This window comes from Leeuwenhoekiella sp. MAR_2009_132 (assembly GCF_000687915.1).
Classification (GTDB): Bacteria; Bacteroidota; Bacteroidia; order Flavobacteriales; family Flavobacteriaceae; genus Leeuwenhoekiella.
Genome location: NZ_JHZY01000004.1, coordinates 1,023,659 through 1,046,993, shown reverse-complemented (window position 1 = coordinate 1,046,993; position 23,335 = coordinate 1,023,659). Strand labels below are relative to the sequence as shown.

The window sequence follows — 23,335 nt, the reverse complement described above, 5'->3', positions numbered from 1 at the left end:
GCTATTCGTTTTTAGCATCGGTTGCGGTAGTGCCAGACTTAATTTTGATATCGGTTCCCAGGCGTTGTAAGTAGGCGATAAGTGCTACAACTTCGCGGTTGCGCATTTCTATAAATTCTTCATTGTTATCTGCTGCGTATTTTTTGTCAGACTCATAGGTCCTGGCAAAATCAGGATCTGCATATAAGTTTTTTTCAATTTCGGTACCCTGCTCGGTCATCCACTGTTGCGCTCTGGCGATATCTTCTACCGTGTAGGGGACACCCAGCGTTTGCATCGCCCGCAACTTTGTCTCGGTATTCGACTTATCGAGTTTGTTATGAATTAACCAACTGTACGACGGCATAATCGAACCCGACGAGGTGCTCTGCGGATCGTATAAATGGTTGAGGTGCCAGTTGTCTGAATACTTTCCGCCTACGCGAAATAAATCTGGTCCTGTACGCTTGCTTCCCCATAAAAACGGATGGTCATACACATATTCTCCAGATTTTGAATACTCGCCATAACGTTCTACTTCGCTTCTAAACGGGCGTATCATTTGCGAGTGACAGCCTACACAACCTTCTCTTATATATAAATCGCGGCCCTCTAATTCTAGCGGAGTATAGGGCTTAACGGTTGAAATAATGGGCACGTAATCGTCAACAATTAACGACGGTATAATTTGCACCATACCTCCTATTAAGATGGCGATGGTAGCAAAAATGGTTAATTGTACCGGGCGGCGCTCCAGCCAGGTGTGATAGCCCTCTTTAGAAGTTCGTTTTTTAGTAACACGAGTGAGTGGTGCCGCTTCAGCCAGTTCGTCTGTTACTTTGCTTCCGCTGCGTATGGTATGTACAATGTTATACAGCATTACAAATGCACCTATAATATATAGTGTGCCACCTATTGCACGCATCCAGTACATCGGGATGATTTCGGCTACTGTTTCGAGGAAGTTTCCGTAGGTAAGGGTTCCGTCGGGGTTAAATTGTTTCCACATAGAAGCCTGTACAAAACCGGCAACATACATAGGAAGTGCATACATTATAATCCCCAGCGTTCCCACCCAGAAGTGAACGTTAGCCAGTTTAACAGACCAGAGTTTTGTGTTAAACAGACGCGGCACCATCCAGTAAATCATACCAAAGGTTAGAAAACCATTCCAGGCTAAGGCACCTACATGAACGTGTGCAATAATCCAGTCACTAAAATGGGCGATGGCATTTACATTTTTAAGGGATAGCATAGGCCCTTCAAAAGTTGCCATACCATAACCGGTAATCGCCACGACCATAAATTTAAGAACCGGGTCTGTACGCACTTTATCCCACGCACCACGCAGGGTTAAAAGTCCGTTTATCATACCACCCCAGGAAGGGAGTAAAAGCATTATTGAAAACGCCACACCCAGATTTTGTGCCCATTCGGGTAATGCGGTGTAGAGTAAATGATGCGGTCCTGCCCAGATGTAAATAAAAATTAGCGACCAGAAATGCACGATAGACAAGCGGTAGGAATACACCGGTCTGTTTGCAGCTTTAGGGACGAAATAATACATAAGTCCTAAAAACGGAGTGGTTAAGAAAAATGCTACTGCATTGTGCCCATACCACCATTGCACCAGCGCATCCTGCACTCCGGCATAAACCGAGTAGCTTTTTAAGGCACTCACAGGAATTTCTATACTGTTTACAATATGCAAAACAGCGACAGTTACAAAAGTTCCTAAATAGAACCAGATAGCAACATATAAGTGTCGTTGTCTTCTTTTAAGAATGGTGCCTATAAGATTTGCGCCAAAAACCACCCAGATCACCGCAATAGCAATATCAAAAGGCCACTCTAATTCTGCATATTCTTTTGACGTAGTATATCCTAGCGGAAGTGTGATTGCAGCACCTACAATAATAGCCTGCCATCCCCAAAAGTTTAGGTTGCTCAACCAGTCTTTCCACATACGGGCTTTAAGAAGGCGTTGTGAGGAGTAGTAAACCCCGGCAAAAATAGCATTACCTACAAAGGCAAATATCACCGCATTTGTATGTAATGGGCGCAGACGCCCAAAACTTAACCATGAAATACCGTCTGTGATATTTGGGAATAAAAACATAAATGCCAGTAGCAATCCTACGCTCATCCCGATGAGCCCCCAGAAGATGGTGGCGATGATAAACTTTCTTACGACCTTGTTATCGTAATAAAACTGTTCTGTTTGCATAATTACTTCAATTTCGGATTAGGTGTGTTAGTGATAGGTTTTTCCGACTTTTCTACGGAAGACTCTCTGGGTTTTACGAGTTCGTCTTCAAAAAGCATCCGTACCGATGGGGTATAGGTGTCATCGTACTGTCCTTTTCGCACCGAAAAAATAAACGCCACAAAAAAAACTAGTGCCACTATCACGCTTATCGCGAGAAGCATATAAATGATACTCATACCTTACCTGATTTGAAATGTAAAATTATCGGTACAGTCTATTTTAAAAGATGACTTTTGTCAGCTTTGGAAGTTTTTCACTAAATAATGGAGATTAAAATCTGCTTAGTATCCCGTGAGATTACTCAAGGTTTTTTACTTAAATTTTTACCCAGTAAATAGGTGCTAAGAGTTGTAAATGCTACAATACTTATAGAACTTAAGGGCATTAGAATAGCTGCGTAAACGGGTTTTAAATTTGCTGTAATTGCCAGTGAGAGCCCTATAAGATTGTAGAGTAACGAGAAGACAAAACTCCATTTAATGATGTGCACGCCTTGTTTAGCCAACTTTAAATAAGCGGGTAATTGTTTAAAGCGGGAAGCATCTAATATTCCGTCACATGCGGGCGAGAATACATTGATATTTTCAGAGAGTGCAATACCTACATCACTTTGAGCTAAAGCGCCACTATCATTAAGACCGTCGCCTATCATAACTACTTTTTTACCCGTTTGCTGCAATGCTTTTATAAATTCTAATTTGTCGCCAGGCTGCTGGTTAAAATACATTTCGACTTCAGTTGAAATGCGTTTTTTTAATTGGTCCTGTTCTCCGTCATTATCGCCTGAAAGAATAATTAAGTGGTTCTGTTTACTTAAACTTTCAAAGACATCGTTAAGGTTTTCGCGATAGCGGTTATAAAGAATGTAACATCCTTTATAATCACTGTTTGTACTTATGTGTACAGTAGTTTGTTTGCCTGTGTTGTGCACAAGGTTTCTGGTATTACCACCCACAAAATCGTACGATCCTATTTTAATGGTAGTATCATTTTGTGTACCGGTGAGTCCTTTTCCTATGTGTTCCTTAAATTCATCTAAGGTTTGTATGTTATGATCTTTGAGAAGTGTATATAAGCTTCTGCTAAGCGGATGATTAGAGGCTCTTAATGTGTTTGTAAGCAGTGATTCTTCAGAAGGAGTAAGTGCAATGCCCTCATAGCGTATAGCAGTTTCTGATGTGGTTGTTAAGGTGCCGGTTTTATCAAAAACCACTGTATCTATTGCTGCGAGTTGCTCTATAACCTGCGCATTTTTTAAATAAAGTTTATGGCGACCCATAATACGTAATAAATTACCCAAAGTAAAAGGAGCAGATAATGCCAGCGCACAGGGGCAGGCAACTATAAGAATGGCTGTGAATACATTAAACACTTTTGAAGCGTCATAGACATACCAGAAGCCCGCAGCACTAAAAGCAATACTTAAAATACCCAACGTAAAATGTTTGCTTATACGGGTTGTAAGGGTATCAAATTCTGTGAATTTTTCTTTTGTAAACACCTCATTACTCCATAATTGTGTTAAGTAGCTTTGCTCAACTGCTTTTGTAACACAGAGTTCAATAACACCTCCCTGCTGGCGGCCACCGGCAAAAAGATGGTCGCCCTTGTTTTTTGCTACAGGCTCTGCCTCACCAGTGACAAAGCTGTAATCAATAAGACCTTCACCTTTAAGAAGTGTGGCATCGCAAGGCAACAGTTCGCCATTACGTATAAGTATATGATCTCCCGGTTTTATGTTGTAAACAGGTGTTTGTTTTTCTAGAGTACGCTTTTTGTTATTTTGTGAAGTAATGATCTGGGTTACTGCTATAGGGAAATAGGATTTATAATCCCGCTCAAAAGATAGAAAAGAGTATGTTTTTTGCTGAAAAAACTTTCCTAAGAGTAAAAAGAACACCAGACCCGAAAGACTATCAAAAAAGCCGGTTCCTGTTTGCGCGATAACTTCATAACACGATCGAAAAAACAAGACTAAAATCCCCAAAGCGATAGGCACATCTATGTTGAGTATTTTTGAACGCAGGGATTTATAAGCAGAGCTGAAATAATCCTGAGCCGAATAAAAAACAACCGGAAGGGAAAAAAGCAGCATCAACACTCTAAAAACTGTTTTATAGCGGTCTAGCCAAAACTCATTAACGTCAAAATATTCCGGAAAGGAAAGAAACATAATATTGCCAAAAGCAAAGCCGGCAACTCCCAGTTTGTAAATGAGACTTGGGTCTGTTTTCTTTTCTTTTTTACTGAAATCCTGCAGGGAGATAGAAGGTTCATACCCCAACATGCAGACTAATTCTACAACTTTTTTTAAATCTATTGCTGAAGCGTTATAGGTAATACGCACAGATTTTTCGGGAAAGTTTACCTGTGAGTTTTTAATTGCAGCATTGAGTTTGTTGAGGTTTTCTAATACCCAGATGCACGAGCTGCAGTGTATTGCCGGTATAACAAATGATACAATCTGGGTATCCTGTTCATCAAATTCCAGTAGTTTTTTGCGTATTTCAGCATTATCCAAAAAGTCAAATTTGCCTTTGATGGTCTTAGGGGTACTACCCGGACTTTTATCTAAATCATAGTAATACGACAGATCATTGTCTTGTAGAATATCAAATACGGTTGTACAACCTCTACAACAAAATATTTTGTTCCGGTGCGAGATAGCGCCATCCAGGCACGCGTCACCACAATGATAACAGTTTTCCATTTTAATCTAATTTGCTCAAATACCTGAAACAAAGTACTGAAAGTGGTATTTGATAAAAGATGACTTTTGTCAGTTGGCTTAAAAATTTTGCTAATTTTGAAGTATGGCAGTACACGAAGAATCCCGGTGTGAAAATTGTATTATCAGAGAACTTAATTCACTTAAAGCCCTTAAAAAAGAAGAGCTTAAGATAATTTCTGATAGTAAAGTTTCACGCAGCATAAAAAAGGGAGAAGCACTTTTTAAGGAAGGTGAGAAACTTGGGGGTGTTTTTTGTGTGCGTAATGGGGTTTCTAAACTTTCTAAGCTTAGCGAAAACGGAAAGGATCAAATTGTAAAAATTGCTTCTAAAGGCGAGGTAATGGGGCAGCGTTCACTCATTGCCGAAGAAGCCGCAAACCTTAGTGCGGTTGCACTCAACGATATGCAGGTTTGTTTTATACCGAAAGAGAATTTTACCGAAAGCCTGTCTAAAAACCCCGAATTTATACAGGCCTTGCTCAAAAATATGGCCCGCGAACTCAAACTGGCAGATGACGTTATTGTAAATATGGCTCAGAAAACTGTTAACCAGCGTCTGGCCGGTATTTTACTTTATCTCGATACCCATTTTGGCACCGATGCAGACGGCTATCTTAGTCTGATACTGTCACGAAATGACATTGCAGATGTGGTAGGCACCGCCACCGAATTGTGCATACGCTCCCTTGCTAAGTTCAAAAAAAGCGGACTTATAGAAACCGAAGGGAAGCGTATTAAAATTAGTGACAAAGTCTCGCTTACTCAAGTTAGCGATGGCTTGTTATAGGTATTAAATCAGACAGATTAAGAACCTGGTTAAGCTTCGGTGAGTAGCAGTTTATATCTCCCTGTGTAAATTTTTTTACTAGATTTCTTTGTATTGAATCTCCTAATACATCCTCTTCTCATTTTAAAAACTTTCTTTTTTTTAATTAATGCCGCAAACCTAATGGCTACGGGAGTTCCAGTAATTGCTGGGGACTCTGATTAATTAAATTCCTTATTTTTATTTGTACTTAATCTAAATAAATATAAGTTTGCAATTCAATTTAATGTTGATGAAGCAAAAATTAATTCTTTTATTATTTCTTTTTCCGGTTTTGGCAGCTGCACAATATGACATTAGTGGTGTGGTTAAAGATGCAAATGGATATCTGGTTGCTAATACCAGCATTCAATTAAATCACACTAAATATGGTCAGCGTGTAGTATCTAATGAAGCTGGAATTTATGTGTTAAAAAATCTACCATCGGGTACTTACACCTTAGAGATTACTTCAGGTGACTTTATGGATTTTGAGCAGGTAATTGTAAAAAATGCTCCGCTGCGATTCGATATTCAGCTTAAGAATGATAAAGATTATGAGCTTGATGAAGTTGCTATTCAGGGTGAATCTTTAAAGACAAAAATTGAGAAAAAAGGCTTTGCAGTTAATATTGTAAATACCGAAGAAGCCAGCCAGCGTAATATACAAACTAACGAATTGCTCAATACCACCGTTGGGGTTAAGATTCGTCAAAATGGGGGATTGGGTTCTAATGTTGAATATTCCTTAAACGGACTTTCAGGAAGCGCGGTACGTATTTTTATAGACGGGATTCCTATTTCAACCTTTGGCTCGTCATTCAACCTAAATAGTATTCCACCTTCATTAATTGAGCAGATTGAAGTGTACAAGGGTGTTGTGCCCGGTTATCTGGCCGATGATGCTTTAGGAGGAGCTATAAATATTGTTTTAGATAAAACTGCCAACACACATCTAAATGCTTCCGCTTCTTATGGATCGTTTAATACCTTTCAGGCAAGTGTAAATGGTTTATACCGATTTGAAGATTCGGGCTTTACCATTAAAGCTTCGGGATTTCATAATTATTCAGATAATGATTATAAAGTTTCGGGTAGAAGTGTTGTAGTTGCAGGGTTAGGAGGTGTACAAACTCCCATTACAGCTCGTAGATTTAATGATGCCTACCGCTCAACTGGTGGAATGGTACAATTAGGATTTACCAATGTAAACTGGGCAGATCAATTTTTTGTAGGCTTTACCGGTTCTGACGATTACAAAGAAGTACAGCACGGTGCATTTATGACGATAAGACCGTATAAGGGTCGTTTTCTAGAGTCTGACGCGACACTTGCAAATCTTACGTACCAAAAGCAAAATTTATTCATAGAAGGTTTAGATCTTAATTTAAATGGATATTACGGTAAACGTAACCGTCAGGTAAACGATACCGTTGCTGCAGCTTATAGCTGGGCGGGTGAGCGTGCCATTGACTTTAGAGGCGACGAATTTGAATATCTGTGGGGTTCTCAACAAGAAGGTGGTCCTACACTGGCAAAGATTAAGCGAAATGTAGCATCTATACGTACGGGATTATCCTACGCAGTAAATGACAATCATCGATTTTTGCTTAATCACGTTTATAGCGGGATTGATCGCGAAGATAGCGATGAGCTCGTATCCCTTTTAGAAAATACATTTATAGGTACTAGAGATTTATACAAAAATATTTACTCGTTTACTTATGAATTTAATGCCTTTGATGATAAGCTAGAAGCCAGTTTATTTGGTAAGCACTATCAGCAAAAATCGGTGAGTGTTGACCCTGCATTGACGACCGATGCAAATGGTGATAGTCAAGTTGTAGATGAGGTGGTAAGTAGTAACAAAACCTATGAAGGCTACGGGTTTGCACTTTCTTATGCGATTTTACCTGAGCTTACCTTGCTTACTTCTGCAGAGAAAGCCATACGCTTACCTAATGAGACCGAAATTTTTGGGAATGATGGAGATAATGTGGTTGCTAACTCCAGTATAAATCCTGAGCAAAGTAATAACTACAACCTTGGTTTTAGGTATGGTTCGTTTAATATCAAGAAACATCAATTCACGGTTTCTACTAACTTATTTACCCGAAATATAAAAGACCGAATAGGACTTCCTATTGAAAATTCATCAAACATAGACGACGAACTAATCGTTTATGTTAATCAGGGAAGCGGAACTTCAAAAGGGATTGATGCGCAACTAAACTATAGCTATGATAGAAATTTTGGATTCAATTTTAATGTATCAAAATTTGATCTAAAAATAGAGAATCGCGGATCTCAGGTTAATGTTCCCAATACGCCTTTTCTCACTATGAACGGTAGTCTTAGATATTCATTTAAAGACTTCATACAAAAAGATGCCCGTTTAAATCTGTTCTACACTCTGTATTATACAGATGAGTTTTCCTATCTCGTACCACAAGGGTCAAACACCGTAGGCGACGAATTTTTTAAAGTGCCTGAACAATTACAACAGGATTTTGGGTTGAGCTACAGCTTTCCTAAAAACAACCTCGTAATGAGTTTTGATGTCAAGAATATTTTCGACAGGCCTGTGTTTGATAACCTTTCGGTACAAAAACCCGGAAGAGCTTTCTACTTAAAACTAAACTATACAATCAATAAATTTTAATTACTAAAGTAACTATTATGAAACGTAATTTTTTCAATATCAAATATGTCGCAGCAGGAATACTGCTAGCAAGTTTAATGGCATCTTGTAGTACAGACGATACAAATGAAAATACAGACCCCGGCACAGATCCTGTAGCAGAATCACGATTTATTACCATTGCAGCTGCACGAATGGGTACAAACCCGGGAGATGGTAATGGAGGAACTTCTATTTTTTCGATTACCAGTGAAGAGGCAAAAGATCCTAACTTTTCTGTAGACGCTTTTAACAACGGGTTTACAGTACCTTCTAATAGAACGGCACGTTTACAGTCTTCTGAAGATGGTAGCACTATTTTTAATATTAGTTATGCAGGCGATACCGGTGGTAACTATTCAAAATTTGCAGTAGGCGGTGGTCAGGATTTTGTAAAAGTAGGTTCTGATATAAGCATTGAACCGTATGTAGGATCTGCACCACGATGGATAAAGCTTTTTGATGGAGACCAGACCGGAGCTGCAGTGTATGTAAACACTGAAAATATAATTGACGACAATGATACGCCAGATATTGTTACAGATGACTTTTATATGCGTACCGAAGCAACAATGGGTATTGTAACCTTAGATTTAGAAAACTCGTTAATAAAGAATTTTGAAGAATCTACCCTTCGGTTAACTGCCGAGGAAGAAGCAGATGGATATTATATTTCAAGAATAGATATGCCCACTTTAAATGCTGCAGGAGACAAATTGTATATAGGAGCGCGTTTAAGTAAAGTAAACCCTGATACGGTAGAAAGTGAATCTGGCTATGAGATTTTAGGATCTAAAACGATCGTGTTAGATTACCCATCATTATTAAATCCTACGGTTATAACTTCTAATGTAGGATTAGGTAACACAAACGGATACAGAAGTATCAACTCTTTTCTTTATAATGGAAGTGTTTACCAGGCAAATCAAGGCGATCCTCAAGGTTCGCATATCTTAAAAATAAATGCAGACAATACATATGATGATTCGTATGTGTTTAATTTAGACACTGCTTTAGGCGTTGACGATGCTTATATTCTTGCGTGGAGACCAGCAGCTAATGGAAAGGCTGTTGTTGCTTACCGTCACGCAGGTTCTGCAGAAGGTGTTGCAGGAGCTCAAGGGTTTTTTGCATTAGTAGATTTAGAAACTAAAACCGCACAAAAAATTGATGCTATACCTTACGATCCTGACTTTTACTTATTCCAATATCAGGGATTTGTAGTAGATGGTAATGAGATTTATGTAACTCAGGCTCCCGTAGGTAAAAATGGAAACATTTATGTTATAGATACTGACACCGGCGCAGTTACAAAAGGAGCTGAATTGGTAAACACTACAGGAAGTCACTTTATAGGTGTATTCTAGTAGTAAACATTAGACCTTCTGAAAAAACCCGTAGCAATACGGGTTTTTTAGGTTTTACTGAATGTTGCGTTTAGTACGTCTTAAAATAAATGCCCGCTTTAGCGGGCATTTATAGTTTCTAAACAGAAATAACTTTATTTTATTTCGGTGATAAAATCTTCTTTAGGGGTACGCACTTTTTTCATATTAACTAACCAGTCATTGTCTGCATCACGATAGCCTAGCGTAAGAAGAAGTGTGCTCTTATAACCGCTGTTTTCAAGGCCTAAAAGTTCATCTACTTTAGGAGGTAAAAATCCTTCAATAGGAGTTGCATCTACTTTTTGCTCTGCCGCTGCTGCGATTGCCATAGCAAAAGAAATATAACTTTGTTTAGAAGCGTGGTCTGCCTGCCACTCTTTACCTAAAGGCTCATAAAGACCCATTATAGTTGCCTTGTAATCATCCATAGTAGAATGTGGCAATCCGCGCTCATCCATCGTATAGTTAAATACTTCAGTCACACGCTCATTAGAATACCCGTCCCAGGCAGCAAAAACTAGTAAATGAGAACAATCTATAACCTGACTTTGACCCCAGGCTACTTCTTTTATTTTAGCAAGCAAATCTCTGTTTGAGATTACAAATATTTTATAGGGCTGTAAACCCGATGAAGACGGTGCAAGTCGCGCCGCTTCTAATATATAATCTAATTTCTCCTGCGGTATCTGCTCACCGTTCATTTTCTTAGCAGCATAGCGCCATTGTAGATCTTCTAATAAACTCATGTTTGTTTTCTTTAAATTTTCGGTAAAATTAGTAAAGGTTGGTGACATAAAGTAACTTTGTGAACTAAAGTGATAGTGACATTTAAGTAACCATTAACAAGATTCAAAATGAATTTAGAAAACAATATTACCTGCAGTCAGAAAATACGTGCTATACACGATACTATGGATGTTTTAAGTGGAAAATGGAAAGTATCAATAATTGCATGTTTATGTTATCAGGGAATGCGGTATTCTGAATTACTACGCGAGGTAAAAGGAATCTCGGGAAAAATGTTAAGCAGAGAGCTTAAAGATTTAGAAATGAATAAGCTTGTAGAACGCGTGGTTGAAGATACTAAACCCATAAGCGTATATTATAAAATTACGCCCTACGGGTCTTCTTTAAAAGAACTTACAGATACCATTGCTGCCTGGGGATTAGCCCATAGAGAACTGGTAAAAATATAATGGTTTTTCTAAAAAAGTAAGCGTATTTCGGTACCGGTATTGGGTTCACTTTTAATCTGAATTTTACCTTTGTGAAGTGTCATAATTTGCTTGCTTAAACTAAGACCTACACCGCTTCCGGTTTTTTTAGTGCTAAAAAACGGAATAAAAATACTATCCTTAATTTCTTCAGGAATACCAGTCCCATTATCTATTACTTTTAGTTGCACACGGCCTTGTGTATTTTGAGAAGCCGTGATGAGTACACGTGCATGTTCCGCAGAGACACAGGCATCTATTGCGTTTAAAATAAGATTTATAAGTACCTGTTCAATGAGATAACTGTCTATCTCCAGACTCATTTCGGGACTTTCAGTTTTAAACTGAAGCAGGATTTGCTTATCTGCTAAAGTAGGTTTCATAAGGTCGCTTATGTTTTTAAACAAGTCTGCGACTTTTATGGTTTCCAGATTAAGATGGGTGACCTTACTTAGGCTGCGGTAGGTTTTGGCAAATTTCATTAAGCCTTCACTACGTTTTTGAATACTGCTTATCCCCGCGTTGAGGTCGTCTAAATCAAGGGGATGGCTTTCCGGGTTTTTCTGGCTGGCTTGTATGTGGTGTTGCAAGGTTTCAGCCAGAGAAGAAATAGGCGCGATACTATTCATAATCTCGTGCGTCATTACACTTAGTAATTTCTTCCAGGAATCAGATTCGTTTTGATTAAGCGTATCTTCTATATTCTGAAGTACAACAAGTTTAAAAGCATCTTCTTCAACCTGAAAAACCGTGTCTGAGATTAAAACTTTAAGATTCTCATTTCGCAAACTTAAATCTACTGAAGTTACACCGGTACGATATGTGTCAAAAAGTTCTTCATACAGCTGCGGTCTTCTTTTTTCAACAAAGCTGATGTTTTTAAAAGAGGGTAGATCTAGTGTAGTAATGAGCGATTCGTTTGCCCAGAGCACCTCGCCGCTATCTAGATTATACGCTACAATACCCACATCTACCATTTCTAAGATTTTCTGCAAATACACAAACTGAGCCTGTCGCTCATTATTGATTGCTTTTATGGTTTTGTTGACGTTGTTAAAGCCTTTATGAAGGGTTCTAATATCTTGCGGACCGTGTTTTTCTGAAAACCAACGTGAGAAATCACGGTATTTAACAGACTCAAAAAAGTCGTCCATTTCTTCAAAGCGGCGTATTAGAAAGCGGTATAAATTATAGAGTATAATGATTGAAACAAGTGCCCCGCCCCAGAGAGCATAGGTGTTACTTTTAACAACGCCATAGGCGATGCTAATTAGCGCCGCAAGCAACAGCAAAACGCGCAAAAATAACTGAATGAAATAGCCCTTATAAGTCATATTTATTGAGTCTGCGGTATAAGGCTGTGCGGGTTATCCCTAATTCTTTTGCAGACTTAGAGATGTTCCCTTTATTTTTTTCGATAACCTTTAGAATGGTATTTTTCTCCACCGCATCCAGATTGGTGGTTTTCAGTTTTAGTTCTGTTTCCGGTAGTTTTTCGAGTTGAGAGAATGCTAAATCTTCAGCATACAAAACATCGCCTTCTGCCATAATTACTGCGCGTTCTAAAGCATATTGAAGTTCGCGCACATTTCCCGGAAAAGAATGCTCTTTCAACTTTCTAAGAAAATCAGGAGCTAATTTGAAAGGCTGTTTTAGGTATTTCTCGGCATATATTTCTACAAAGTGATATGCCAGTAATGTTATGTCTGAACTACGTTCTCTAAGTGGTGGTATGGTAAGATCTACCGTATTTATTCGGTAGATAAGGTCTTTTCTAAATTTGCTTTCATCGGCGAGCTGGGTGAGGCTCAGGTTTGTCGCACAAATAAGCCGAATATCTACCGGTATGGCTTCGTTAGAACCCAACGGTGTCACGAGTCTATTTTGTAAAACGGTGAGCAACCGCGCCTGCTGGCTTAAGCTAATATTGCCTATTTCATCAAGAAATAGTGTGCCGCCCTCAGCTGCCTCAAAGCGTCCTTTTCGATCTTCACGGGCATCAGTAAACGCTCCTTTTTTGTAGCCAAAAAGTTCGCTTTCAAATAAAGTAGACGTTAATGAACCGATGTCAACTTTTACAAAAGGTTTGTTTTTGCGTAGCGAATTTTCATGTATAGAACGCGCGATGAGGTCTTTACCGGTGCCGTTTTCCCCGAGTATTAAAATATTAGCATCAGTAGGTGCTACTTTTTTGAGCTTTATAAAAACCTCTTGCATAGGCTCACTATCGCCTACTATTTTGGTTTCAGAATCAAGTTTTACTTTGGTGGTTTTTGCGGTTTTCTTTTTGCTTAAAATTTCGGCAACAGACTCCAACAACTTTTCATTTTTCCAGGGTTTTACCAGAAAATCTGAAGCACCTTCTTTTAGAGAACGTATGGCAAGGTCAATATCACCGTATGCGGTTATTAAAATTACATCTGTAGCAGGTTTCCAATGCTTTATTTTATTGAGCCAGAAAATACCTTCGTTACCGGTATTCACGAGCCCATTATAATTCATATCCAGAATAACTACATCAAAATCCTGTGTGTCGAGAATGCTTTGCAACGCATTGGGATTTTTCTCAACCACGACCTGTTTGACTTTAGGTTTTAACAACAGTCGCAGTGCAGTAAGCACATCTTCGTCATCGTCAAGGACCAGTATTTTAGCGTCTTTTAATTGCATGTTTACAATATTACAATTTTAGCGTGGGCGTAAAAGCAGTTTAAAAGACTATTTTCTAAGGTTTTAAAACTGTATCAACAGCGTACAGAAGGTGTATCAAAAACGAACACTATTAGATGAACTTAAAAACTTAAAGTATTAATAATCAGATTATTATGTTTTTGGCATAATATTGATAATGAAGTAGATGTAATAAAATTATTTATGGACATTCCTTTACAAAAGAAACGGTTTACTACTTCAAAAATGCTACTGATTGGCGGTGGTATACTACTCGCTGCAATCATCATTTTTGTAATTATATCCTCTACCGGTGGAGCAAAACTTAACGTAGAAAAAGAGCGCTTAAGTATTGCAGCAGCAACGCAAGGTGTTTTTCAGGAAAACATACCGGTTAACGGGGTGGTAATGCCTATTACCACTATATATCTCGACGCATTAGAAGGTGGGCGTGTAGAAGAAAAATTTGTAGAAGATGGTGCGATTATGAAAAAAGGAGATCCTATTCTACGCTTGTCTAATACAGACCTCGAGCTGAGCCTGGTAAATCAAGAAACGCAGGTATATAACCTGCTTACACAAATGCAGATTTCTCAAAATCAGGCGAGTCAAAACACCATTAATAAAGTAAATCAATACACAGATGTTGAGAACGGACTTATAGAAGCAAAGCGGGTTTATGACTTAAACAAGAAGCTTTATGCTAAAGATGTAATCGCAAGACAGGACCTTATTAAGGCTGAAAACGATTACAACTATCAAAAAGAGCGTATGCGGTTAAGCAAGAAGATACTCAAACAAGATTCTATGGCGGTAAAGCAAGAGAAAGGTCAGGTGGCGAGTAGCTATGCACGTACCGAAAATGCATTAGAATTGATGCGTAGAAAAGTAGCCGACCTGGTAGTGCGTGCTCCTGTTGATGGACAATTAACTTCGCTAGATGCTGAAATAGGGCAGTCAAAAAATAAAGGAGAGCGTCTGGGACAAATTGATGTCCTGAGCGGTTTTAAAGTACGTGTAGATATTGATGAGCATTACATCTCCAGAATTTATACGGGACAAACCGGAAGTTTCGATTTTAATGGAGCAAACTACACTCTGGTTATAAAAAAGGTGTACACACAGGTAACTAACGGAAGGTTTCAGGTTGATATGGAGTTTGAAGCAGAAGTGCCTGAAGGTATTCGTCGCGGTCAAACCTTGCAAATACGCGTTGCTTTAAGTCAGGAAAAACAAGCCTTATTGATTCCGAAGGGAGGATTCTTTCAGCAGACCGGCGGAAACTGGATTTTTAAAGTAAGCGAAGATGGTAATACAGCCTATAAAGTAAACATCGCACTGGGCAGCCAGAACACAGAATACTACGAAGTATTAAGCGGCTTAGAGCCGGGAGATAAAGTAATCACCAGCAGTTATGATAATTATGGTGAAGTACAGGAACTTATTTTAAAAAATTAAAAAGATGATCACATTAATTCTAGAACTACTAACTCAAATGCTATCCTAATGATAAAAATAACAGACTTAGAAAAATATTATGCTACCGAAGAGGTGCGTACAATTGCGCTTAATAAACTTTCATTTCATGTTCAGGAAGGTGAGTTTGTAGCCGTAATGGGGCCATCAGGTTGCGGTAAATCTACCTTATTAAATATTCTGGGTTTACTAGATGATCCTGATGGCGGTAGTTTTTTATTCAACGGTATTGAAGTTGCCGGTTTTAATGAGCGCAAACGTGCAGATTTGCGTAAGCACAACATTGGTTTTGTGTTTCAGAGCTTTAATCTTATCGATGAATTAACGGTTTTTGAAAACGTAGAACTTCCGTTGATTTACACGGGTGTAAAGGCAGCAGAACGCAAAGAGCGTGTAGATGCAGTGCTTGAGAAAATGCAAATTATGCACCGTCGTAAACACTTTCCGCAGCAATTATCAGGTGGGCAGCAGCAACGGGTAGCCGTCGCCAGAGCCGTGGTAAACAACCCAAAATTAATTCTGGCAGATGAGCCTACCGGAAATCTGGATAGCAGCAACGGTAATGAAGTGATGGATTTGCTTACCGAACTCAACGAAGCAGGAACCACAATTATAATGGTTACTCACAGCGAGCACGATGCCAAATACAGTCACCGCATTATTAGAATGCTAGACGGTCAAAAAGTGACCGAAAATGTACTGGCAGAATTTAAAAGTGCCAAGCTCGAAGTTTAAGTACTAAGGGGATTCATCATCAATCAACCGGGAAACCGGAATCAAAACAACAGTTAACCGAGATCTAATCAATCTCACTATTCTTCAATTATGCTTAAAAATTATATGAACATTGCCTGGAGAAGCTTACAGAAGAACAAGCTTCAAACCCTAATTAATCTTTTGGGTTTAACAGTGGGCACTGTTTGTTGCCTAAGCATATTTATTTACGTTATCGCCCAGTTTGGCTACGATACTCAATTTGCAGATTCTTCTAATATCTACCGTATAAATACATCCATTGCAGAACATGATGATGGAGCTCTTTCTGCGGGGGTTTCGCCTCCTATAGCTTTTACGATGAAGGAAGATTTTCCGGAAGTGACCGAAGCCTGTCGCGTGGTCTATTTTGGGCCGGAAGACTCGGGTCTTTTAAAAAATCTGGAAACCAATGAAGCCTTCTATGAAAATGGGGGGTATCTAGCCGATTCTACATTTTTTAAAGTCTTCAATTATCCTTTTATCGAAGGAAAAGCAGCGGGTTCTCTTACGCAACCTAATTCTATTGTGCTGTCAGAAACACTAGCTCAAAAACTCTTTGGAAACAAATATGCACTTAACAAAACCTTGATTTTAGGAAGTGGAGAAACAGAGCAGACGCTTACGATCACAGGAGTTTTTAAGGATGATTTCGGAAAATCGCACCTGAATCCTAATTACATCCTGACGATGGATTCCGGAGGCTTTGGAAAACGAACATTAGAGATTAAAAATTTTGCCACTCAAAACTTCACCTATAGCTACCTTAAGTTAAAGCCAGGTGCAAACACCAGTCAAATAGAAGCAAAAATCCCTGATTTTTTACAGAGACATGGTGCTAAAGATTTTGCTGAAGTAGGTTTTACCAAGAAACTATTCTTTCAAAAAATCGCCGATATCCATTTATATTCTAAAGGAATTACAAATCAGTTAGAGTCTGTTTCAGACATCAGCTATCTTATAGTATTGCTTGTTCTGGCACTTTTTATTCAACTCGTTGCCTGTATTAATTTTATTAACTTAAGTACAGCCCGCGCTAATAAACGGGCAAAAGAAATAGGCGTGCGCAAAACCATAGGGGCTGAAAAAGGAGACTTAATCCGTCAATTTTTAGGGGAGTCTGTTTTGCTCTCTATCTTTGCCTCTCTGTTGAGCTTACCGCTTACAGCAATCGCACTACCCTTTGTAAACACGCTAACACAAGGGAATGTTACCTATTTAAATCTCTTAGACTGGAAGGTTCTTGTAGCACTTCTCGTATTAGGGATTTTAACCGGTATTCTTGCCGGTATCTATCCCGCACTTATACTTTCTGCAGTAAACCCGGTAAAGGTTTTAAAGTCATCGGTAAATCTGAATTTGGGAAGCGGTTATCTGCGCAAAGCGCTGGTTGTGTTTCAGTTTGTAGTTTCTATCGGTTTAATTTCTGTAGTAATCATCATTACACAGCAAGTACAATTTTCGCAGAAAATGAATATGGGTTTTGATAAAGAAAACCTGATCTCCATACGTCTGGGGACACAAGATGCTTCAGAAAAATACGTAGCACTTGAGAACGCATTTAAAAATGTAAACGGGGTAAAACGTGTCGCAGGATCAAATTATTACCCTTCTCAGCGCATTATGGGAGATATGGGGATGACGCTTCCCGGAGGAAATCTAGCAGACAGAACCTTAGTAATGTACAATGGGATCACACCAGATTATTTACAGACTGTAAGTACATTAATAGTGGCAGGGCGTAATTTGAGAGCTACAGATGAGTATCAAGTTTTAGTAAATAAGGCAACAATAGATGCTTTTGAAATCCCTTTAGATAAAGCTATAGGCGCTAAGCTTATCAATTCGTATAACGGGGAGAATGAAGAATTTGAGATCGTAGGGGTAACTACAGATTATAATTTTGCTTCTCTAAAAGAAGAAGTCAAACCTATTTTACTTTACAACGAGATTGCTCCGGGATGGGTCTTAGTAAAAGCCGAAACTCAAGATTATCAAACCTTACTTACAAATCTGGAGCGCAGTTGGAAAAGCGTAAATGCAGATACCCCTTTTGTGTTCAGTTTTGTAGATAAGGAAGTTGAAAAGTTATATGCTGAAGAAAAACGATTGGGTAAAATAGCTAGCGTATTCACTGCTTTGGCAATTATTATAAGCTGTCTGGGTCTTTTTGGGCTGGTTTCTTATGTAGCCGAACAGAAGAAAAAGGAAATAGGTATTCGTAAGGTTTTAGGTGCCAGCGTGCAAAGTGTAATTCAACTGTTGACTAAAGATTTTCTGAAGCTTGTAGGTGTTGCATTTCTAATTGCTTCCCCGGTATCGTACTACCTCATGCAAAATTGGCTTCAAAGTTTTCCTTATAGAATTAGTATTGAGTGGTGGGTGTTTGCAATCGCAGGAGGTGCTTCGTTAGGAATTACACTTTTAACAGTGAGCTTTCAAGCTCTAAAAGCGGCGCTGGCAAATCCTATAAAATCATTAAGAACCGAATAGCTCTTGTTGTACTAAAGACATTTTTTCAAAAAGGAAAAAATTTAAAATCATCAATCAAAAAATCAATCAGCTATGCTTAAAAATTATATCAAAATTGCCTTTAGAAACCTCTGGAAAAAGAAAGGGTACAGCGCGCTCAATATTTTTGGGCTTGCAATAGGCATTACCTGCGCCAGTTTAATTCTGCTTTGGGTAGAAGATGAGCTAAGTTTTGATGCGGTTGTTGCAGATAAGCAAGAAGTATATAGTGTGCCTACAAATCAAAAGTACGACGGACAGTGGCGCACGTTTTTTCAGGCCACGCCGGGACCACTGGCTGCTGCTTTAAAAACAGATATTCCTGAAATTACAAAAGCAGCACGCCTACGAGGAGCAGACTTTCTTTTTAGTGTGGGGGCTTCTTCAGTAAATAGTGCTGGTGCATTTGCAGACGCAGACCTGTTTGATATTTTTAATTTAAAATTTATTGAAGGTAATGCTACCACTGCTTTTAAAGAAAAAGAAGGCATTGTTATTACTCAAAAAATAGCCGCAATCCTTTTTGAAAATCCCAACAATATTTTAGGCAAAACAGTCCGTATAGATCAGCAAGATAATTTTACAATTACCGGTGTTATTGAAAATCTTCCTCAAAATACGACCTATAGTTTTGACTGGTTAACGCCGTTTGAAAACTTTACTCAGGATAAACCGTGGACGCAGGAATACGGCAGCAATTTTACCGAAACCTTTGTAAGACTGGCTCCCGGTGCAGATTATACGGTAGTAAATGATAAAGTAAAAGGGGTGTTGCCAGCAAAAACAGGTGATGAAGATACGCAGGCAATTTTACAGAGCGCAGCAAACTGGCATTTACGTTCTGATTTTAAAAACGGAAAAGTAGTAGGTGGCCATATAGAATATGTGCAGTTATTCAGCTTTATAGCCTTGATAATTCTGCTAATTGCGTGCATCAATTTTATGAATCTATCAACCGCCCGCAGTGAAAAACGCGCCAATGAAGTAGGCGTAAGAAAAACCTTGGGTTCGGGAAAACAGCAGTTAATTTTTCAGTTTATTACCGAAGCTTTACTAACAGCAATTCTTGCGGCAGCCTTAAGTGTAGTTGTATTGGTATTGATACTCCCCGGCTTTAATGCGCTTATAGATAAGCAACTTACATTAGGAATTACCGTTCCGTCGCATATTATTTCGCTTCTTGCGATAACTGCTATCTGCGGAATCGTTGCCGGTTTATATCCTGCATTTTATCTTTCTTCCTTTAAACCCATAGACGTTCTTAAAGGAAATCGCATACAGGCTAAAGGAGCCGGTTTTATACGTAAAGGCCTTGTGATTACCCAGTTTGTGGTTTCTATACTCTTTATCATAAGTACCATAGTGGTGTATCAACAAGTACAACATGTTAAGAACCGCGACTTAGGATTGAATAAAGAAAATCTCATAGAAATCCCCGTAAATGGTACGTTGATACAAAATAGTGTTGCACTACAAGAAAGCTTAAAAGCATCAGGAATGATAAGCAGTACGGGCCTGTCTAATTCTAATATTTTATCTGCCGGCAATAATGGCTCCGGCCTTAAATGGCAGGGCGGTGCTGATACCGAAAATGTACTGGTTTCATATAGATACATCAACGATGGGTATTTAAGTACAGCAGGAATTGAACTGGTTGAAGGACGTGGTTTTAGCAGTGTTGTGGCGCACGACAGTACGCACACCATAATTACAGAGTCGTTTGCAAAACTAATGGGAACGGGCAGCGCAATAGGTAAAACGATAGATCGCTATGGCGAAATTTATACGGTAATAGGTGTTACCAAAGATTATTTATATGGCGATATGTATGGTAAAAGCGACCCGGTTATGTTTTACAACTATCCGCCAGAAGCACAGTATCTGTACTTAAAAACCAACCCAAAATATACAGCTTCAGAGATACTGAGTACTGTAGAAACTACTTTAAAAACTTACAATCCCGGGTATCCTTTTGAGTACCGTTTTGTAGATGATGATTTTAATGCGCGCTTTAAAAGTGAGCAACTGGTAGGAAACCTTTCTCAGATTTTTGCACTGCTGGCGATATTGATCTCATGTCTGGGTCTTTTTGGCCTATCGGCATACACCGCAGAGCAGCGTCGTAAAGAAATAGGCGTGCGCAAGGTACTGGGCTCTAGCATTAGCGGGATTGTAGGCCTGTTGTCTAAAGATTTTATTATTCTGGTTGCCATTGCCATTGCAATTGCAGTACCGCTAGCCTGGTTTATTATGCATAACTGGCTGCAGGGTTTTGCATATCGTATCTCTATTAATTTATGGGTATTTGTTGTTGCCGGATTAGCAGCGATAGGAATTGCATTATTAACGGTAAGCTTTCAGGCAATTAAAGCCGCATTGGCAAACCCTGTGAAATCGCTAAGAACAGAATAGGTCAAAAACTAAGAAAATCATCAATCAAAAAAAGCAATCACATGTTTAAAAATTATATCAAGATCGCCTGGCGAAATATAAAAGCAAACAGACTGTTTACGGTTTTAAATATTGCAGGATTGGCAATAGGGTTGTGCGTTTGCATTATTCTGTTTGCCTACATCAGCAGGGAACTCAGTTTTGATAAAATGTATACGCATTCAGAAACTATTTACAGAGTAAATATGGAAACCTCTGAAGAATATAATTTTGAAACCTGGGCACAATTGCCCAATGCGGTTGGGCCGGCTATCGTTAATGATATTCCGCAGGTTAAAAAAATGACCCGCTTAATAAAGGATGATTTTGGGGTTACCGCTTCTCTAAAAATAGGAGATAAAAACTTTAATGAGACGGGGTTATACCTTGCCGATTCTACGGTTTTTAGCATGTTTGATTTTCAATTTATAGCGGGTAATGCTCATGATGCATTTGCACAACCCAAATCAATTGTGCTTTCTAAGTCTGCAAAAGAGCGTTTCTTTGGAAGCAAAGCTGCATTAGGTGAGCTAATAACAGTTAATAACCGCGACACGTTGCAGGTATCTGGGGTGTATGCAGATTTGCCTAAAAATAGTGTTATAGACTGCGATATGGTCTATAATATTATGGACTCCTGGATGGGAACTAATGTGTACTGGAGTAATGCCAGTTATGAGACCTATGTACAACTTCAGCCAGATGCAAACGTTGCTCAAATTGAAACGCAAGCAAGTGGATTAATCACTAAATATGTAGAACAGGAAGGAAGGTATTTTACGAAGTTTCTTTTTCAGCCCCTAACAAAAATACACCTGTATTCTGCGGCGATACGCGACAGTTATTCTGCAAAAATGGGGAATATTAGCAGTATAAGAAGTCTTCTTTTTTTATCACTGCTTGTACTGTTTATTGCGTGTATTAACTATATGAATCTCGCAACAGCAAACTCCCGTAAACGTGCAAAAAGCATTGGAGTAAATAAAGTGTTAGGCGCAAGAAGAAGTCAGATGCTTTCTCTTTTTTATGTAGAAACCGGTATTTTGGTGCTTATTTCTAGTATACTGTGTTATGGTATTTCATTCTTGGCACTACCGTTATTTAGCAGTATTACAGGCAATGAACTCAGCTATTTAGATTTACTTACTACCCCTATTCTAGCAGGGCTGTTTTTTATATGGCTTTTAGTCACACTAATTGCCGGAGGCTATCCTGCGCTAGCTATGTCTGGGATCTCACCACTTTTATTAGTAAGCAAATCAAAAAAGAAAAATTCAGCTTCAGAATTTGTACGGAAAGGACTAGTTGTTTTTCAGTTTGCAGCGTCTATTATTTTAATAATTGCGGTGACGATAATCCTTCAGCAAATGGCATTTATACGCAATAAAAATCTAGGCTACGATCCTAAAGGCGTAGTGGCTATTTCGGTAAAATCTGCAGAGAATAGACAGCAAATTCAAAACTTAATGCAAGAGCTAAAACGCAAATCTTACACCGAAAGTTTATCTTCTGTACAGTCTATGCCCGGCGTTAATGAAAGTGGACGTTCTGTACGTAAATTGAGTACTGATGTAACAGGAATACCTGTTGCCAGTTGCCGTACCGAAGGTAATATTATAGAAACACTGAAATTAAATTTACTGGCCGGGAGTGAACTTCCCGAAACTATTGCCGCAGGAGATTCTACAATCTATACCTTGATTAATGAAAAAGTACTTAATTATTTAAACTACAAAACCGCTGATGAAGCTATAGGTAAAATCATAAATACAGAAATGGGTGACAGAGCGCTTATTACGGGAGTGGTTTCTAATTTCAATTTTAACTCTGTAAAAGAAGATATAGGCGGGTATGTTTATTATAAAGCTAACGAGGCTCCTGAAAGTGTACGAACTCTTTTAGTGCGTTATACTGCACAAGACCTTCCCGGTTTAATTGCAGATTTACAAAGTACGTTTAATGAGAATCTTCCCAATACTGCTTTTGATTATCAATTTGTAGATACGCATATCGCTCAACTCTATGCTTCTGAAGAAAAGACAGCAAGTACGGTTACTATTTTCTCGATACTGGCCATATTTATTGCGTGTTTGGGGCTTTTTGGCCTTGCTGCATTTACCGCAGAACAGCGTAATAAAGAGATTGGAGTACGCAAAGTGTTGGGTGCAAGTGTTACGGGAATCACGACTTTACTATCTAAAGACTTTTTAAAACTTGTAGGAATTGCATTTGTTCTGGCTTCCCCAGTGGCATATTTGATTATGCAGAATTGGCTTCAGGATTTTACATACCGCACGCCTATAAACTGGTGGGTTTTTGGTCTTGCAGGTCTGGCTGCTGTTTGTGTGGCTCTTATAACGGTAAGTTTTCAGGCGATAAAAGCGGCAGTTGCCAATCCTGTAAAAAGTCTAAGAACAGAGTAGGGCACA

15 protein-coding genes are annotated in these 23,335 nt (G+C 38.8%); 9 read left to right on the top strand and 6 right to left on the bottom strand.

Features of this window, described 5'->3' with window-relative positions; genetic code table 11:
- Nucleotide 1: 1 nt before the first annotated feature.
- The 3 genes from ccoN to P164_RS12910 form a co-directional block, all read right to left on the bottom strand.
- A complete protein-coding gene (ccoN, locus tag P164_RS12920; protein WP_028376754.1) occupies nucleotides 2-2,206 on the bottom strand; it encodes a cytochrome-c oxidase, cbb3-type subunit I in 2,205 nt (734 codons plus the stop codon).
- A 2-nt stretch (nucleotides 2,207-2,208) separates the two neighbouring features.
- Nucleotides 2,209-2,424, bottom strand: a complete 216-nt coding sequence (gene ccoS / locus P164_RS12915; protein ID WP_028376753.1) for a cbb3-type cytochrome oxidase assembly protein CcoS — start codon at nucleotides 2,422-2,424, stop codon at nucleotides 2,209-2,211.
- A 125-nt stretch (nucleotides 2,425-2,549) separates the two neighbouring features.
- Nucleotides 2,550-4,958, bottom strand: coding sequence for a heavy metal translocating P-type ATPase (locus P164_RS12910; RefSeq protein WP_028376752.1), 2,409 nt, complete (start codon nucleotides 4,956-4,958; stop codon nucleotides 2,550-2,552).
- A gap of 103 nt (nucleotides 4,959-5,061) precedes the next feature.
- Here P164_RS12910 and P164_RS12905 point away from each other — a divergent pair, with 103 nt between their 5' ends.
- From P164_RS12905 to P164_RS12895, 3 genes are all read left to right on the top strand, one after another.
- Nucleotides 5,062-5,766, top strand: coding sequence for a Crp/Fnr family transcriptional regulator (locus tag P164_RS12905; RefSeq protein ID WP_028376751.1), 705 nt, complete (start codon nucleotides 5,062-5,064; stop codon nucleotides 5,764-5,766).
- A gap of 271 nt (nucleotides 5,767-6,037) precedes the next feature.
- The gene (locus P164_RS12900) at nucleotides 6,038-8,446 is read left to right on the top strand and encodes a TonB-dependent receptor plug domain-containing protein (protein WP_410503387.1); all 2,409 of its coding nucleotides are present in this window, start codon (nucleotides 6,038-6,040) and stop codon (nucleotides 8,444-8,446) included.
- A gap of 17 nt (nucleotides 8,447-8,463) precedes the next feature.
- Complete coding sequence (locus P164_RS12895; RefSeq protein WP_028376749.1) at nucleotides 8,464-9,831, top strand: hypothetical protein; 1,368 nt, start codon at nucleotides 8,464-8,466, stop codon at nucleotides 9,829-9,831.
- Between the two features lie 134 nt (nucleotides 9,832-9,965).
- On the opposite strand, the gene P164_RS12890 is transcribed toward P164_RS12895, so the two are convergent.
- On the bottom strand, nucleotides 9,966-10,598 hold the full coding sequence (locus P164_RS12890; protein WP_028376748.1) for a nitroreductase family protein: 633 nt from the start codon (nucleotides 10,596-10,598) through the stop codon (nucleotides 9,966-9,968).
- A gap of 108 nt (nucleotides 10,599-10,706) precedes the next feature.
- Between P164_RS12890 and P164_RS12885 the strand changes: the two genes are divergently transcribed.
- The gene (locus P164_RS12885; RefSeq protein WP_028376747.1) at nucleotides 10,707-11,048 is read left to right on the top strand and encodes a winged helix-turn-helix transcriptional regulator; all 342 of its coding nucleotides are present in this window, start codon (nucleotides 10,707-10,709) and stop codon (nucleotides 11,046-11,048) included.
- Nucleotides 11,049-11,056: 8 nt separating this feature from the next.
- Here P164_RS12885 and P164_RS12880 read toward each other — a convergent pair whose 3' ends face one another.
- The gene (locus P164_RS12880; protein WP_028376746.1) at nucleotides 11,057-12,400 is read right to left on the bottom strand and encodes a sensor histidine kinase; all 1,344 of its coding nucleotides are present in this window, start codon (nucleotides 12,398-12,400) and stop codon (nucleotides 11,057-11,059) included.
- Entirely contained in the window at nucleotides 12,390-13,736 is a 1,347-nt protein-coding gene (locus P164_RS12875) for a sigma-54-dependent transcriptional regulator (RefSeq protein WP_028376745.1), read from the bottom strand. Before P164_RS12875 ends, P164_RS12880 begins: the two co-directional genes overlap by 11 nt.
- A 204-nt stretch (nucleotides 13,737-13,940) precedes the next feature.
- Between P164_RS12875 and P164_RS12870 the strand changes: the two genes are divergently transcribed.
- The 5 genes from P164_RS12870 (at nucleotide 13,941) to P164_RS12850 (ending at nucleotide 23,329) form a co-directional block, all read left to right on the top strand.
- Nucleotides 13,941-15,194, top strand: coding sequence for an efflux RND transporter periplasmic adaptor subunit (locus tag P164_RS12870; RefSeq protein ID WP_028376744.1), 1,254 nt, complete (start codon nucleotides 13,941-13,943; stop codon nucleotides 15,192-15,194).
- A 48-nt stretch (nucleotides 15,195-15,242) separates the two neighbouring features.
- A complete protein-coding gene (locus P164_RS12865) occupies nucleotides 15,243-15,947 on the top strand; it encodes an ABC transporter ATP-binding protein (RefSeq protein WP_028376743.1) in 705 nt (234 codons plus the stop codon).
- A 105-nt stretch (nucleotides 15,948-16,052) separates the two neighbouring features.
- Complete coding sequence (locus P164_RS12860) at nucleotides 16,053-18,458, top strand: ABC transporter permease (protein WP_234405864.1); 2,406 nt, start codon at nucleotides 16,053-16,055, stop codon at nucleotides 18,456-18,458.
- Nucleotides 18,459-18,530: 72 nt separating this feature from the next.
- The gene (locus P164_RS12855) at nucleotides 18,531-20,888 is read left to right on the top strand and encodes an ABC transporter permease (protein WP_028376741.1); all 2,358 of its coding nucleotides are present in this window, start codon (nucleotides 18,531-18,533) and stop codon (nucleotides 20,886-20,888) included.
- A gap of 41 nt (nucleotides 20,889-20,929) precedes the next feature.
- Nucleotides 20,930-23,329: an ABC transporter permease gene (locus P164_RS12850; RefSeq protein WP_028376740.1), complete on the top strand. Its 2,400-nt coding sequence runs from the start codon at nucleotides 20,930-20,932 to the stop codon at nucleotides 23,327-23,329.
- The last annotated feature ends 6 nt before the right edge of the window (nucleotides 23,330-23,335 follow it).

Excerpts from the sequence above, each read along its gene's own strand:
- P164_RS12900 (WP_410503387.1), top strand. The coding sequence starts at position 6,038 with ATGAAGCAAAAATTAATTCTTTTATTATTTCTTTTTCCGGTTTTGGCA.
- ccoS (WP_028376753.1), bottom strand. The coding sequence starts at position 2,424 with ATGAGTATCATTTATATGCTTCTCGCGATAAGCGTGATAGTGGCACTA.
- P164_RS12875 (WP_028376745.1), bottom strand. The coding sequence starts at position 13,736 with ATGCAATTAAAAGACGCTAAAATACTGGTCCTTGACGATGACGAAGAT.
- P164_RS12860 (WP_234405864.1), top strand. The coding sequence starts at position 16,053 with ATGAACATTGCCTGGAGAAGCTTACAGAAGAACAAGCTTCAAACCCTA.
- P164_RS12855 (WP_028376741.1), top strand. The coding sequence starts at position 18,531 with ATGCTTAAAAATTATATCAAAATTGCCTTTAGAAACCTCTGGAAAAAG.
- P164_RS12905 (WP_028376751.1), top strand. The coding sequence starts at position 5,062 with ATGGCAGTACACGAAGAATCCCGGTGTGAAAATTGTATTATCAGAGAA.
- P164_RS12910 (WP_028376752.1), bottom strand. The coding sequence starts at position 4,958 with ATGGAAAACTGTTATCATTGTGGTGACGCGTGCCTGGATGGCGCTATC.
- P164_RS12865 (WP_028376743.1), top strand. The coding sequence starts at position 15,243 with ATGATAAAAATAACAGACTTAGAAAAATATTATGCTACCGAAGAGGTG.
- P164_RS12885 (WP_028376747.1), top strand. The coding sequence starts at position 10,707 with ATGAATTTAGAAAACAATATTACCTGCAGTCAGAAAATACGTGCTATA.
- P164_RS12850 (WP_028376740.1), top strand. The coding sequence starts at position 20,930 with ATGTTTAAAAATTATATCAAGATCGCCTGGCGAAATATAAAAGCAAAC.
- P164_RS12880 (WP_028376746.1), bottom strand. The coding sequence starts at position 12,400 with ATGACTTATAAGGGCTATTTCATTCAGTTATTTTTGCGCGTTTTGCTG.
- ccoN (WP_028376754.1), bottom strand. The coding sequence starts at position 2,206 with ATGCAAACAGAACAGTTTTATTACGATAACAAGGTCGTAAGAAAGTTT.
- P164_RS12895 (WP_028376749.1), top strand. The coding sequence starts at position 8,464 with ATGAAACGTAATTTTTTCAATATCAAATATGTCGCAGCAGGAATACTG.
- P164_RS12890 (WP_028376748.1), bottom strand. The coding sequence starts at position 10,598 with ATGAGTTTATTAGAAGATCTACAATGGCGCTATGCTGCTAAGAAAATG.
- P164_RS12870 (WP_028376744.1), top strand. The coding sequence starts at position 13,941 with ATGGACATTCCTTTACAAAAGAAACGGTTTACTACTTCAAAAATGCTA.